The organism is Acetobacter garciniae (genome assembly GCF_017377735.1).
Lineage (GTDB): Bacteria > Pseudomonadota > Alphaproteobacteria > Acetobacterales > Acetobacteraceae > Acetobacter > Acetobacter garciniae.
This window is the reverse complement of sequence record NZ_JAFVMH010000006.1, coordinates 65,789-80,782: the sequence shown is the minus strand read 5'-3', so window position 1 is coordinate 80,782 and position 14,994 is coordinate 65,789. Positions and strand designations below refer to the sequence as shown.

Sequence of the window (14,994 nt, the reverse complement as noted above, 5' to 3'; positions counted from 1 at the left end):
TTAAGCATCTCTTTATGATGTGCGCATGACACGCATTTCCCCCGAAGGGGCCTCCCCGGCGATGGCGCAGTGGTTCGCGCTCAAGGCCGAGAATCCGGAAGCCCTGCTGTTTTTTCGCATGGGCGATTTTTACGAACTGTTCTTTGACGATGCCGTGACGGCAGCCGCGGCGCTGGACATCGCCCTGACCGCGCGTGGCAGCCATGCCTCCGAACCCATCGCCATGTGCGGCGTGCCGGTTGCCGCAGCCCCTGCCTATCTTGCGCGGCTGATCCGCCGGGGTTTTCGCGTGGCCGTGGCCGAACAGACCGAAACGCCAAGCCGTGGCCGACCCGCCAGCAAAGGCCCGCTGGCCCGGGCCGTGGTGCGGCTGGTCACCCCGGGCACGCTGACGGAGGACGAACTGCTCGAACCCGGTCGTTCCAACCTGCTGCTGGCCCTGGTCCAGGGTGCTGCTGCGGGCCGGGGGCGCCGCGGGAAGGACGGTGCCCGCCCGGAGCAGGCATGGCTGGGTGCTGCGTGGATCGATGTCTCGACCGGCCTGTTCGAAACCGCAAGGCTGGCCCCACGCGCCCTGCCTGCGCTGCTTGCACGGCTGGACCCGGCGGAAATCCTGGCCTCACCCGGCCTCGAACTGGGCGATTACGCCATGCGGCTGGCTCCCGAACGGGCCTTGCCCCCGGCCGATACCGCGCGCCAGCGCCTGGCCGCGGCCTTCGGTGTAGCCAGCATGGAAGCCTTCGGCACTTTTTCCGATGAGGAAACACTGGCCGCCGCACAGGCGGTGGATTACGTGCGGCGCACGCAGGCCGGGCAGATGCCGCGCCTGGCCCACCCCGTGCCCCAGAACGATGGCGGCGTGCTGAGCATAGACCCCGCCACCCGCGCCAGCCTGGATATTCTGCGCGCGCGCGACGGCGGGGCGGAACATACGCTGTTCGCCGCCCTCGACCGCACGGTCAGCGCGGCAGGGGCCCGCCAGTTGGCGGAATGGCTGGCATCGCCCCTGACACAGGTGGCCCGGATCGCGGACAGGCAGGCGGGGTGGCTGTGGCTCAAGGACGAGCCCGTGCGCACGCAGTCCCTGCGCGACGCGCTGAAAAAAGCCCCCGACATGGCCCGGGCCCTGGGCCGCCTGTCAGTGGGGCGCGGGCAGCCGCGTGACCTTGCCGCCATACGCGACGGGCTGCTGGCCGCGCGCGAAGCGGCCGCGGCACTGGCCGGGGGGCAGGCCGCCCTGCCCGAAATCCTGCAAAAGGCGGTCCGTTGCCTGGGGGGTGCCGAAGGGCTGAAGGTTCTGCTGGGCAGCGCCCTGGCCGAGCACATGCCCGCCAGGCTGGACGATGGCGGGGTGGTGGCCCCGGGCTATGACCCCGAACTGGATGAACACCGTGCCCTGCGCGATGATTCGCGCCGCCTGATTGCCGAGCTTCAGGCCGAATACGGCGCCCGCTATGGCATGGCCAGCCTTAAGATCCGCCATCATGCCCAGCTTGGCTATGTCATGGAGGTGCCGGTGGGTGCGGCCACCCGGCTGAAGGACAGGGCCGAGCTTATCCTGCGGCAGGGCACGGCCAGCACGGCGCGTTTCGTGACCGAGGAACTGGCCAGCCTGGATGCGTGCATTACCCAAGCGGCGGACAGGGCCGCCCAGCGCGAGAAAGCCCTTTTCGCGGGGCTGGTCGCCAGTATCCTGGCCGAAGCGGACCTGCCCGCCGTGGCCCAGGCCCTGGCGGTGGTGGACGTGCTGCAATCCTGCGCGGCCCTTGCGGCAGGGGGTACGTGGTGCTGCCCCCGCGTGACCGACGATACGGCCTTCCGCCTTGAAGGATGCCGCCACCCGGTTGTGGAAGCCGCCCTGCCCGCGGGTGCGCGCTTTACGCCCAATGGCTGCGACCTGGCCCCCGAATACCGGATCATGCTGCTGACCGGGCCGAACATGGCGGGCAAGTCCACCTTTCTGCGCCAGACGGCCCTTGCGGTCATTCTCGCACAGGCGGGTTTTCCGGTGGCCGCCGATCGGGCGCATATCGGTATTGTGGACCAGCTGTTCTCCCGCGTGGGGGCATCGGACGACCTGGCGCGCGGGCGTTCGACTTTCATGGTCGAAATGACCGAGACCGCGGCCATTCTCAACCAGGCGGGTCCGCGCTCTTTGGTGGTGGTGGACGAGATCGGGCGGGGTACTGCAACGCTGGACGGTCTGGCCATTGCCTGGTCGGTGCTTGAAGCCCTGCATTCCACCGTGCGCTGCCGCGCGATTTTTGCAACCCATTTTCATGAACTGGGTCGGCTGGTGGATACGCTGCCCCGGCTGTGCCTGCATACAATGGCCGTGCGCGAATGGCAGGGGCAGATTGTCTTCCTGCACGAGGTGCTGGCGGGCACGGCCAAAAAGAGCTGGGGCGTGCATGTGGCGCGGCTGGCCGGGGTGCCCGCGGGTGTGGTGGACAGGGCAGGGCGCTTGCTGCGGGAGTTGGAGCGTGCTGAAAATACAATACCCGAGCCGCTCCCGCTGTTCGACACGCACAAGGTCATACCCACGGAAGCTGAAAATACGCTAAAACAACGCTTGATGGACATTGATCCCGATACATTGACCCCAAGGGGTGCGCTGGATCTGCTTTACGAGCTTTGCAAGGAAGCGCGACAGCAGGCAGGCGTTGTGGGCCAGTCCTTCAAGTCCTGATCGTATCGTGTCTCCAGGCATTCTAATTCTCCAGGAATCGAACCCGAACCCCGATGTCCATTTCTCCCGTACACGCTGCCCCCGGGCAGCAGCCCGACATGACCGTTCTGGCCGCCCTGACGCCAGAAGCCCTTGCCGCATGCCTGACGCGGGAGCTTAGAGACGCCACGACCCAGGACGCCGCCACCCCCGAGCGGGAGGAGGCCGTGGCGATCTTTCGGCGCTACCTGGGGCGCTACCAGGCCGATGTGCGCAACCGCTTCGAACGCTACGAGCTTAAGGGGGCGGCGTCCGCCAAGCTGATCGCGGCCTTCACCGATGTGATGCTGCGCGCCATCATCGACCTGGCCATTCGCGCCAATCCCGGTGTCCATGCGGATGCGGGGGCTCCGCTGGGTGGGCTGTCGGGCTTTGCCGTGGCGGCCACGGGGGGGTACGGCCGGGGCATGCTGGCCCCGTTCAGCGATATCGACCTTTTGTTTCTGATCGGGGACGATGCGGGGGAACGGGTCCACCCGCTGATCGAATACGTGCTGTATTTCCTGTGGGACCTGGGGCTCAAGGTCGGGCACGCCACGCGCACCATTTCCGAATGTATCGAGGAATCCACAAAGGATACGACCGTGCGCACGGCCCTGCTGGATGCGCGGCTGCTGATGGGGGACACGGCGTTTTTCGCCATGTTCGAGGCGCGCTACATCCTGGCCAGTGTGGAGGCGGGGCCGACCGGGTTCATTCACGACAAGCGCAGCGAACGGCTTGAGCGCCACCGCCGCTTTGGCGACAGCCCCTATCTGGTGGAACCCAACATCAAGGAAGGGCGCGGTGGCCTGCGGGACATGCAGACCCTGTACTGGATGTGCCGCAACACGTTCGGCACCCGCCACGTCAAGGATCTGCTGGCCCCCGAATTCATCTGGATGGGGCTGCTGACGGAACAGGAAGCCGCCCGTGCCCGCCGGTCGTGGGACTTCCTGTGGACCCTGCGCCTGCACCTGCATTACGTCGCCGGTCGGGCGGAGGAACGGCTGACCTTCGACATGCAGCCGGTAATCGGGGCGCGCATGGGGTATACCCGCCACGGCCGCCAGAACGGTGTCGAGCGCTTCATGCGCCATTACTTCCTGACCGCGCGTGAGGTCATGCGCCTCACACATGTGCTTGAACCCGCCGTGCTGCGCCAGGCGCAGGGCCCCGTCGCCCATGCCGCAAAACCCGACGAGGCCATGCGCGAGGCCGGGTTTACCCTGCTGGACGGGCAGATCCTGCCCGATCGCGGCGTGTCCTTCGATGAAGACCCCATCAAGATGATGCAGATCCTGGACTGGGCGCGCTTGCGCCGCCGGCCGCTGCATCCGCTGGCCCGCCACCAGCTTATCCGCTGGGAACGCCGCGCCACTGCCCTGCGCGACAACCCCGAGGCCGCGCGCATTTTCCTTGACCTGCTCTGTGGTGAAACACCGGAGGAGGAACAGCGCCCCCGCCGCCGGCGGGCCAGTGCGGTCGCGGCTGCCGTGGCGGCGGACGAGACCACGCCCGCCTATTCCGCGGCGTATGGCAGCCACCCGCCTTCGGGCCATTCGCACTGGCTGCATATCCTGAACGAGACCGGCATTTTCGGGCGGCTGATCCCTGACTGGGCGCGCATTGTCGGGCAGATGCAGTTCGACACCTATCATGTCTTCACGGTCGATGAGCACACGATCGAGGCGGTACGCATTCTCGATGAGGTCGTGGCCGGGCGCATGGCCGATGAAATTCCCATCGCCTACGACCTGATCAAGGACCTGCAATCGCGCTGCGCGCTGTATATGGCCGTCCTGCTGCATGACGTGGCCAAGGGGCGCGGTGGCGATCATTCCGAAATCGGGGCCGAGATCGCCGCCGAACTCTGCCCCCGTCTTGGCATGTCGGGCGAGGAGACGGAGACCGTGTCGTGGCTGGTGCTGCACCATCTGCTGCTCAGCCACACAGCCTTCCAGCGCGATATAGACGACCCCAAGACCATTCTGGACGTGGCCGATATCGTGCAGTCGCCCGAACGCCTGCGCCTTCTGCTGCTGCTGACCATTGTGGACATGCGCGCGGTCAGCCCGCGGGTATGGAACGCCTGGAAAGCCACCCTGCTGCGTGAACTTTACGTGCGCGTGGCGGAAGTGCTGGCCGGTGGCCTGGCCACGACCGAGCGCGACGTGCGCGTGCGCCACGCCAAGGACACGGCAGCCGAAATCCTGACGGAGGAAGGGGTTTCCCGGCGCGATATCGACCGGTTCCTGGGCCTGGGCTACGCGGGGTACTGGCTGTCTTTCGATTACGAGACCCATAGCCGCCACGCCCGCCTGATCCGCGAGGCGGACCGCCGCGAATCCCCCCTGACGGTGGAGGTCCTGCCCCTGCCCGCGCGCGGGGTGACGGAGGTTACGGTCTATACGGTGGACGTGCCGGGCCTGTTTTCCAAGATTGCGGGGGCGCTGGCGTTGGCGGGGGCGTCCATCGTGGATGCGCGCATCCATACCATGACCCACGGCATGGCGCTGGACACGTTCTGGATCCAGGATACATCGGGGCAGGCCTATGAGGAAACGCACCGCCTGGCGCGGCTTTCCTCGCTGATAGAACAGGGTTTGAGCGGGCAGATCGATATCGAGGCCGAAATCGCGCAGGCCGGGTTCGGCCACATGCCCATGCGCATGCGCGCCATTCACGTGCCGCCGCGCGTGGTGGTGGATAATGGCGTGTCCAACACCCATACGGTGATCGAGATCAACGGCCGCGACCGGCCCGGCCTGCTGCATGACGTTACCCAGGCCATGAGCCGCGAAAGCCTGCAGATTGCCTCCGCCCATATCACCACCTACGGCGTGCGGGCGGTGGACGTGTTCTACGTCAAGGATCTGTTCGGCCTGAAAATTACCGACAAGAAGCGGCTGGAGGAAATTCGCGTCAGCCTGCTGGCTGGCCTGAAGGAGGCCGAGGCCGAAGCCACCGCAATGGCCCAGTCGCGCTATTCAGGCTGAGCCGAAAGGCTTGACCCGGAGCCGGGGCGAAGGGCTTACGCGGGGAGCGGCACGCCGATGCCGCGCGGCAGGGTATGGACGCGCCCGGACAGGCACGGCCACGTAGGCAGCCCGGGCCTGCGGCGGGAGAGGGGGTCAAACCGCCAGACCGCCCCCGACAAGCCGGGGCGCGGGTGTCAGGTGGGCAGGGCGCGCGTCCGACCCGGGCTTGCGGGGGAAAGACCGTTGTCCAGCCCGGTGCGGAGCATCCGCCCCTCGGCGCTTGCGGGGTCGATCAGCCCCTGGCGCAGGAACAGGTCGATCAGCACCAGATTGACATTGAACTTGAAGTCATCCGTGTCGCGCACGATCCAGAAGGCCTCATCCAAGGGCATGAGGGTGAAGGATTCAACCTCGCCATCCGCGGCTTTGGGGGTAAAGCTTTCGGGCAGGTACAGGTCGTAGCAATATAGAATATCGCGCCGCAGCCCTTCCGCGCGGTTGAGCGCATAGACAATGCGGCCGGTCTGCGTGGCCTGGGCCGCAAGCTGGGGACCTATGCTGGCTTCTTCCGCCGCTTCCTTTGTCAGGGCTTCGCGATGGGTATGCCCCGCCGGCACGCCCCCGGCCACAAGGTGATCGAGCTTGGATGGGTCCAACCGCTTGTCGGCCGCCCGCCGCCCGACCCACAGATGCAGCCCCTGCGGCGTACGCACCAGCCCGTTCATGTGCACGCCGACCGCCACCAGCCCGAACAGCGGCAGGGCCCCGCGATCGATCCGGCCCATGACGGGCGCGCCCAGGTCGGGCATGACATCGAAGAGTTCATGGTGGGATGTGTAATAGCCCTCCACCGCCAGCGCCTCGCCCAATGCTTCGAGCTGGTCGGGGCGCGGCAGGTCGAACCCCCTGGCGCGCGTGCCCAGTCTTTCCGCCTCAAGCCGGTCGAACAGGTCGGGCGTGATCCAGCCCGCCGGTCTGCCCGCCAGGGAAAAGGGGGCCCGCCCGCCAGGCAGGGTCGCGGAATTGCAGTGCTCAAGGTGCCTCAGGAAAGGCGATGGGTCAGCAGACATGAACGGTCCTGTCAGCCCGGATCGGGCAAATAAGGCACCTGTTATCGGGTGCGGGGGCCGCCGTGGCAAGGCTTCGGGGTTTGCAAAAACAGCCCGGCATGCCAAATCCATGCCATGCGTCCTTCCCATAACGCGGCGTCCGGGCCGTTGCACAAACCGGCCAGCATGACATTTGCCCGCCTGCTGCCCTATCTCTGGCCAGCGGGAAACCGTGCCCTGCGCTGGCGCGTGGTGCTGGTGCTGCTGGTCATGGTCGCGGGCGAGCTTGCGACACTGGCGGTCCCGCTTGTCTACAGCCGCGTGGTGGACCGCTTCGTGCATCCCGACAGCCTGGCCATGGCTCCGGCCCTGCTGATTATCGGCTACGGGCTGGTCCGGCTGATTTCCGCCGCGCTGACCAACCTGCGTGACGCGCTGTTCGCCCCGGTGCGCTTCAGGGTCGCGCGGCAGGCGGCGTATCGCAGCTTCCAGCACATGCACGCTTTATCCATGCGCTTTCACCTCGACCGGCGCACGGGGGGCGTCACCCGCGCCATAGAACGCGGGACCGAGGCGGTCGAGACCCTGCTGCGGATGATCATGTCCATCTCGCCCACCATCTTGCAGGCGGTGCTGGTCATGGGCGTGATCGGGCACGTGTTCAACTGGAAATACGTCGCCCTGATGGTGGCGATGATCGCGGCCTATATCCTGTTCACCGTGCGGTTCACGACATGGCGGCTGGGCATTCGGCGGCGCATGAACGAGACGAACAGCGAGGCCACGGGCAAGGCGCTGGACAGCCTGCTCAATTACGAGACCGTCAAGTATTTCGGCAACGAGGAGCACGAGGCTGCGCGCTACGACAGCGCACAGGCGCGCTACGAACAGGCGGCATTGAGCACGCAGTATTCGCTGGGCACGCTCAATTTCGGGCAGGCCGCCATTATCGCGATCTCCCTGGCCGCCATCATGCTGCTGGGCGGGTTCGACGTGCAGGCCGGGCGCATTACGGTGGGCGAGTTCGTGATGGTGAACACCTACCTGCTTCAGTTGTACGGCCCGCTCAATTTCCTGGGCTCGGTCTATTCGGGCATTCGCACGGCCCTGGTGGATCTCGAACACATGCTGGGCCTGGCCGATGAGGTGGTGGAGGTAGCCGACCCGCCCAACCCGCTGCCACTGGCCACGAAGCTTTCGGTCTCGGCCCCCGCCCGGGTGGAGTTCCGCGATGTCCGCTTCGGCTACCGCCCCGACCGCGAGATATTGCACGGGGTCAGCTTCATGGTGGAGCCGGGGCACAAGGTCGCCATTGTCGGCAGCACCGGGGCCGGCAAGTCCACCATCAGCCGTCTGCTGTTCCGCTTTTACGATGTATCCTCGGGTGCGGTGCTGGTGGACGGGCATGACGTGCGCGATTACCGCCAGGCCGACCTGCGGGCCGCCATTGGCGTGGTGCCGCAGGATACCGTGCTGTTCAACGACACGATCGGCTACAACATCGCCTATGGCCGTCTGGGCGCCACGCAGGACGAGGTGGAACAGGCGGCCCGGCTGGCCCAGATCCATGATTTCATCGCCTCCCTGCCCGAAGGGTACAAAACCCGGGTGGGTGAGCGCGGGCTGAAGCTTTCGGGGGGCGAAAAGCAGCGCGTGGCCATTGCCAGGACGATTCTGAAAGACCCACGCGTTCTTGTGCTTGACGAGGCCACAAGCGCGTTGGACACACATACCGAAAAGGAAATTCAGGCAGCGCTGAAGACTGTCGCCGCCCGGCGCACGACCCTTGTCATAGCCCATCGCCTGTCCACCATCGTGGATGCGGATGAAATCCTGGTGATGGGCCACGGGCTTGTGGTGCAGCGTGGAACGCATGCGGCCCTGCTGGCCGAAGGCGGGCCTTACGCCGCCATGTGGGCGGCACAGGGCAGCGAAGGGGCGTAAGCGCGTATTGGATTGGCGGCCCATGAACGGCCAACAGCGACGACCCGTCGAATCCGGGTCGTAACGCAGCAAGGGAGAAAGACATGGCTGATACAGCGGACAATACCGGACACGACGGCGGAACCGGGCCCGAAGTGCCCGAAGACCTGGCCCGGTGCGCCATGGTGGTCGAACATGCGATCGATCACCTCAAGCAGGAGAAATTCCCGCCTTTGGCCGTGGCTTCCGCCCTTCTGGGCGGTGCGCTGGGCGTGCTGGCGCGTAGCATGGACCGTGATACGGTTCTGCGCATTCTCGAATCAGCGGCTGCCAGCGTGCGTTCGGGGGATGTCCATGCCTCCGTCCATGCCGACACCGAGACCGGGCCGGGAAATTAAACTGGCGCCCAGGCGAGAAAGCCTGGGCACAACCCTTGACGGGAGGCGGCGGGTCAGTCATAAGCCGCGCCAATCGTGAATGTGATTGCCGGGCGTCTGTCTCGGCCCTCTGTTCCTATTTTTTAGTCAAGACTAAGGATGAGACAATGTCCCGTCGTTGCCACATCACCGGCAAGGGCGTGCTGACCGGAAACAACGTCAGTCATGCCAACAACAAGAGCCGTCGCCGTTTTCTGCCCAACCTGCAGGAAGCGTCCCTGGTGTCCGAAATCCTGGGTTCTGCCGTGCGCATGCGCGTAAGCACCCGCGGGCTGCGCACCATCGAACACAATGGCGGCCTGGATGCGTTCCTGCTGGGCACGCCCAACCGCAAGCTCCCCACGGAAGCGCTGGTCGTCAAGCGTCGCGTGCAGCGCGCTCAGGCCAAGAAGCAGGTCGCCGTCAGCGCCTGATTTTTCGGGGCCTGTCTTCGGCGGAGCCGGGTTCGTGCCCGTGGCCCATGCGGCCATAAGGCAGGGGCCCGGTTTCTGTGTGGTTCGGGTGGCTGGCTGCATGCCAGGCATCTTTGTCTATCGGCCGGGATCCGGCAGCCGGCCTTCCTGAACGGCGTTGTTTCAGGCAGGGGCCGTGGTGTTCGGTGGCCACAGGCGCGAAGGGATTCCTGTCGCGCCTGACCTGTTTTCTGGAGGTTTTCGTGTCCACCAAATCTGATCTCTCCAAGATCCGCAATATCGGTATTACCGCACATATCGACGCCGGTAAGACGACCACGACCGAGCGCATCCTGTATTATACCGGCGTGTCCCACAAAATCGGTGAAGTGCACGAAGGCAACACCACGACCGACTACATGGCCCAGGAACGTGAGCGTGGTATCACCATCACCTCCGCCGCCGTGACGTGCGACTGGAAAGACCACCGCATCAACATCATCGACACGCCCGGACACATCGACTTCAACATCGAAGTGAACCGCTCCCTGCGCGTGCTCGACGGTGCCGTGTTCATCATCGAAGGCGTGGCCGGTGTGCAGCCGCAGTCCGAGACCAACTGGCGTCTGGCTGACCGCTACAACGTGCCGCGTATCATTTTCATCAACAAGCTCGACCGTACGGGTGCGGATTTCTACCGCGCGTTCGACACGTTGAAGGAAAAACTCGATATCGTCGCCATTCCGCTGCAGCTTCCCATCGGTGCGGAAGACCAGTTTGTCGGTGTTGTCGACCTGGTGGAAATGAAGGCCATCGTCTGGGAAGGTGGTGAGCTGGGCGCGAAGTTCCATGACGAGGAAATTCCCGCCGATCTGAAGGAAAAGGCCGCCGAAGCGCGCCAGGAACTTCTGGACACGGCCCTGGCTGTCGACGAAGCCGCCATGGAAGAATACTTCGACAAGGGCGACGTTTCGGTCGAAACGCTGAAGAAGTGCATCAAGAAGGGTGCCATCAGCGGTGAATTCCGCCCCGTCCTGTGCGGCACGGCCTTCAAGAACAAGGGCGTGCAGCCCCTGCTCGACGGGATCATCGACTATCTGCCCGCCCCTGACGACGTTGCCGGCATTCGTTGCGCCCCGCCCGAAGGCGAGGAAGCCGACGAAAAGAACCAGCCGATCATCCCCGTCGATCCCGATGGCAAGTTCGCTGGCCTGGCGTTCAAGATCATCAACGACAAATACGGCACGCTGACCTTCGTGCGCGTCTATCGCGGCGTTCTCAAGACGGGCGATACCGTCCTGAACACCACGAAGGGCCACAAGGAACGTATCGGCCGTATCTATCAGATGCACGCCGACAAGCGCGAAGAACTGACCGAAGTGCATGCCGGTGACATTGCGGCGTTCGTGGGCCTGAAGGACACCCAGACGGGTGACACCCTGGCCGACGGGTCCGATCCGGTGGTGCTGGAACGCATGTCCTTCCCGGTTCCGGTTATCGACATCTCGGTCGAGCCCAAGACCAAGGACGCGGTCGAGAAGATGACCTTGGCGCTGCAGAAGCTGGCTGGCGAAGATCCTTCGCTCCAGCTCAAGACCGACCAGGAAACCGGCCAGACCATTCTGTCGGGCATGGGCGAACTGCACCTGGACATCATCATCGACCGTCTGCGCCGCGAATACGGCGTGGAAGCGAATGTGGGCGCGCCGCAGGTGGCTTACCGCGAAACCATTTCGCAGCCGCATACGGAAACCTATACCCACAAGAAGCAGTCCGGTGGGTCGGGCCAGTTCGCTGAAGTCAAGATCAACTTCGAGCCGGTCGAACGTAACGGCGGTATCCTGTTCGAAAACCAGGTTGTGGGCGGCACCGTGCCGCGCGAATACATCCCTGCGGTGGAAAAAGGTATTCGCGTCCAGTCCTCCACCGGTGTGCTGGCAGGCTTCCCGACGGTGGACTTCAAGTTCACGCTGCTCGACGGTAAGTACCATGACGTCGACTCGTCCGCCCTGGCGTTCGAAATCGCTGCCAAGGCCTGCTTCCGCGAAGGCATGAAGAAGGCCGGCCCCGTCATTCTCGAACCGATCATGGACGTGGAAGTGACCACCCCGAACGATCACGTGGGTGACGTGGTGGGTGACCTCAACCGTCGTCGTGGCATGATCCAGAACCAGGAAACTTCGGGTTCCACGGTCATGGTGCGCGCCTATGTGCCGCTGAAGGAAATGTTCGGCTACATTTCCCACCTGCGGTCCATGACCAAGGGCCGTGCATCCTTCACGATGCAGTTCCACCACTACGATCCCGTGCCGCGCAACGTGGCCGACGAAATCATGGCTCAGTCCCGCTGATAACGTCGCTTTCAGGCGGTTAAATAAAAAGGGCTGCTCCGGTTTCGGGGCAGCCCTTTTTGCTATGGGGCCCTGTTCCGGGCGGCGGCGCAGAGACCGTTCCAAAACAGTCTCCCGATGATGATAAAAGTTTTTGGTGAAGTTTTTTTCAAAAAGCTTGAGGGAACGCCACGTTTTTAAAAAAGTGGCGGCCGAACTTCTATGCAATGCCCCCGATATGTCGCGGACAGGCTTTTGAAGCTGCCTCTTCGACCTTAACGGAGGAACGACGCGCCTGTCAGCCGAACGCGCCGATATCGTGCATGAGGGCGACGCTGATCTCGCGCAGGAGTTCGAACAACTGCCCCATGGGGGTGAAGATTTCCCTGTGTTCGCGCACGTAAATGCCTTCGTCCCGCGGGCCTGCGGGTTCGTGGAAGTCCAGTTCCGAAGGGCCCGTGCCGGTGGGGAAGATATTGCCCAGTTCCTGCAACACGGCAGGGATATCGAGGCAGAGGATCTGCTGCATCATGGTTTCGTGGTTGAAGCCGCCGCGGGGCATGAAGAAGGGAATACGGCATGCCAGCAGCCAGATGCGTTCGATCAGCATGATACGGATTGCGTGCAGCAGGCGAATGCGCGGCTCCACCCGGGGGGCGTGCTGCCAGGCTTCGCGCAGGGCCAGGTGGTCCGCCTGGATGCGGCGGAACAGGGTCTGCAATTCCGCCGAAAGGTTCAGTTTTTCCAGATCCCGCATGATCCCCAGAAAAGCCTGGCGGCGCTTGGCGGCTTTTTCCTCGCTCGCGCGGTCCAGCCAGAAGCCGGGGTCCAACAGGCAGACCACACTTTTAAGCACCTTGTCATCCGAGCAGGCCAGCGCATGGCGCGCGAAATCCAGGGCGCGGTGAAAGCGCGGGCTGGAAGTGTTCAGCGTCTCGAAGGTTTCGGGATGGCGGCGCGCGGCGGCCCCCAGCCCTTGCAGCGTGTTCGCGCACCAGCCAAGCTGTTGCAGGATGGCGTTGTTGGGAATGGCGCGTAGCTGGCCCGGATGGGTGATGCGGCTGCGGGTCGCGGCCTCCGCACTCTGGCGCGCGGGCGGGCGCGAGCCAGTACGATCGATCAAAGACGGGCCGAACGCGCCCAGCAGGGCGGCATAGCCCGGATCGGCCACCAGGCTTTTCATGTTCTCGATCACGCTGGAGAAGAAATCCGCCGCGAAATCGGGGTGGTCGTAGATCGGGTCGCTGTCCTGGCGGTGGGGCAGGTAGATGTTCTCGGCAATGGTCGCCAGTGTCGCACTGGCCAGTTCCGGGGTGCCGAACAGCAGGTAGCCATCCCCGCCCTGGAAGGATGTTTCCTCCCGCCAGACAATGCCGCTTTCCTCGAACCGGTTGCGCACATGCGCGGGGGAAAGATAGTCGAGCCGGTCCGCAAGACGAAAGGGGTGGGCACCCCGGCCGATGCTTTCGCCATGCGTGTCGAAAAACACGACCGTGACATCGGACAGCCCCCAGCGGGCCAGCAGGTCCCCGATCCGCAGGCGCAGCCGTTCGATCTGGTAGGATGCGGCAAGCTGGCCGATATAGCGGCCGGAATCGGAATAGCCGAACTGGAAGCAGATACGCCCCATGCGCCGCACATAGGCGCGCCATGCGGGGGAGCGCAGGGCTTCCTCCACGATATGCGCGCCGTTGACCAGCGCTTCCTCCGTCTCGAACAGGGGGGAGATTTCGATATGCTCGGCAACGCCGAAATGGGTCGCGGCCCACAGGGCGGCCAGCAGCGTGTAGCCGGTTTCGGTCTCCGCGATCAGGAAGCGGACCGGGGTCTGCGTATCCACGAACTTGGTGATCTGGGCGATGGTCATCAGCAGCCGCCCCGCCGTGGACGGGTCGTTCAGGAGCGCGCCGAAATCGACCGGCACCGCCTCGACATTCTCCAGCGCCTCGTTCACCTGGATCAGCAGGGCGCGGCGATGCACCGGGTTGGTGGGGTCGTCCAGCAGCTTGAGCTTCTGGCGGACGAAATTATGCACCTGCACGGAATTCAGGCGCACATGCGTATGGGCCAGCCCCAGCCCGTGGGCCAGAAAGCCCGCGCGGGCCACGGCCAGCGGCACCTGGGCCGATGGCGGGGCGGTGTCGATCGCGGCCTGCAACAGCCCTTCAAGCTCCTGCGCGTGGGTCAGGGCGGTTTCGCGCCCGTCCACCATCAGCCGCGCGAAATTCGCCACTGCCTGCACATCGGCCGGGCCCGCCGGGGCCGCACTGATCTGGGCCTTGACGCAGCTTATGGCGTTTTGCAGCCTTTCCGCCAGTTCGGGGGCCAGCACCCCTTCATGGGTAATCTGGGCTTCCAGCCGCATGAGCTGAAACAGTTTCATGCGCAGCCGCAGGCGCAGCGTATCCCACCAGCCGATATCCGTGCGGCCGTCCGTGTCGTAACCGACCCAGCTTGTGGCAATGACGGGGCAGGGGGCCAGATGGTTCCAGTCTTCGGGCCAGGTGGTTTTCGCGGTTTCCAGCAGGGCGGTGGACAGCAGGTCTATGGCGTCACGCGCGCGGGTTATGGCCTGTGCGGCCAGCGTGAATTCCTCCTCCAGCGTGGGGGGGGCTGCACGGCGATGCGTCTCGAAGAAAGGTGCGGTCTCGGGCGGGATGGCGGTGGAGGCACTGGCCGCCACGGCCGCATAGACCGGGTTGCTCAGGGCGAATGTCGGGTGGGCGGTGAACACGGCGGCGAAGCGGATGGTGCTGATCGCTTCCTGGAAAGCCGCAAAGCTGGGTTCGGGCAGGGTGGCGCGGATATGTTCGGCCACCTCGCGCAGCTTGTCGTGCGATGCGGCAAGGGTGGCCCCCCCAACATAGCGGTGCAGGCGCCGTGCGCGGTTCAGGAACGCCTCGTCCCGCAGGGTACGGATCAGGCCGAGAATATCGCCGTAGCTGATCTCCTCCCGCTCGAAGGCCTCGCCAAGGCGCAGGGCCGTCGCCATGACCGGATTGGTGCCTTCCGCCACTGTGCCGGGGGCCGATGCCTCGCCCACGGATGCGAGCAGGCTGCCGATGCGCGGCGGAAGAGATGAAAGATCAGGGGACATGGGGCGCGCGGGGTCCTTGCAGGATTGGTCGTTGAGACACGTGAATTTATGCGCAAACGCGAGGGTGAGTCTTTTCAC

Annotated in this window: 8 protein-coding genes; 6 read left to right on the top strand and 2 right to left on the bottom strand. The window is 64.8% G+C overall.

From position 1 onward, the window contains the following. Nucleotides 1-25 precede the first annotated feature (25 nt). Together mutS and J2D77_RS12030 are read left to right on the top strand one after the other, a co-directional pair. Complete coding sequence (gene mutS / locus J2D77_RS12035; protein ID WP_207846528.1) at nt 26-2,689, top strand: DNA mismatch repair protein MutS; 2,664 nt, start codon at nt 26-28, stop codon at nt 2,687-2,689. A 53-nt stretch (nt 2,690-2,742) separates the two neighbouring features. Continuing rightward, nucleotides 2,743-5,706 (top strand): [protein-PII] uridylyltransferase, encoded by a 2,964-nt coding sequence (locus J2D77_RS12030; RefSeq protein ID WP_207846527.1) that lies wholly within the window; start codon nt 2,743-2,745, stop codon nt 5,704-5,706. Between the two features lie 176 nt (nt 5,707-5,882). On the opposite strand, the gene J2D77_RS12025 is transcribed toward J2D77_RS12030, so the two are convergent. Beyond that, nucleotides 5,883-6,758, bottom strand: coding sequence for an NUDIX hydrolase (locus J2D77_RS12025; protein WP_207846526.1), 876 nt, complete (start codon nt 6,756-6,758; stop codon nt 5,883-5,885). A 165-nt stretch (nt 6,759-6,923) separates the two neighbouring features. On the opposite strand from J2D77_RS12025, the gene J2D77_RS12020 reads away from it, so the two are divergent. The 4 genes from J2D77_RS12020 (at nt 6,924) to fusA (ending at nt 11,840) form a co-directional block, all read left to right on the top strand. Further along, nucleotides 6,924-8,681: an ABCB family ABC transporter ATP-binding protein/permease gene (locus tag J2D77_RS12020; protein WP_230976906.1), complete on the top strand. Its 1,758-nt coding sequence runs from the start codon at nt 6,924-6,926 to the stop codon at nt 8,679-8,681. An 83-nt stretch (nt 8,682-8,764) separates the two neighbouring features. Further along, nucleotides 8,765-9,058: a hypothetical protein gene (locus J2D77_RS12015; RefSeq protein WP_207846524.1), complete on the top strand. Its 294-nt coding sequence runs from the start codon at nt 8,765-8,767 to the stop codon at nt 9,056-9,058. A gap of 146 nt (nt 9,059-9,204) precedes the next feature. Beyond that, complete coding sequence (rpmB, locus tag J2D77_RS12010) at nt 9,205-9,510, top strand: 50S ribosomal protein L28 (protein ID WP_207846523.1); 306 nt, start codon at nt 9,205-9,207, stop codon at nt 9,508-9,510. 242 nt (nt 9,511-9,752) lie between these two features. Next, complete coding sequence (gene fusA, locus J2D77_RS12005) at nt 9,753-11,840, top strand: elongation factor G (protein ID WP_207846522.1); 2,088 nt, start codon at nt 9,753-9,755, stop codon at nt 11,838-11,840. Nucleotides 11,841-12,117: 277 nt separating this feature from the next. Here fusA and J2D77_RS12000 read toward each other — a convergent pair whose 3' ends face one another. Then, nucleotides 12,118-14,916: a phosphoenolpyruvate carboxylase gene (locus tag J2D77_RS12000; RefSeq protein WP_207846521.1), complete on the bottom strand. Its 2,799-nt coding sequence runs from the start codon at nt 14,914-14,916 to the stop codon at nt 12,118-12,120. Nucleotides 14,917-14,994 lie beyond the last annotated feature (78 nt).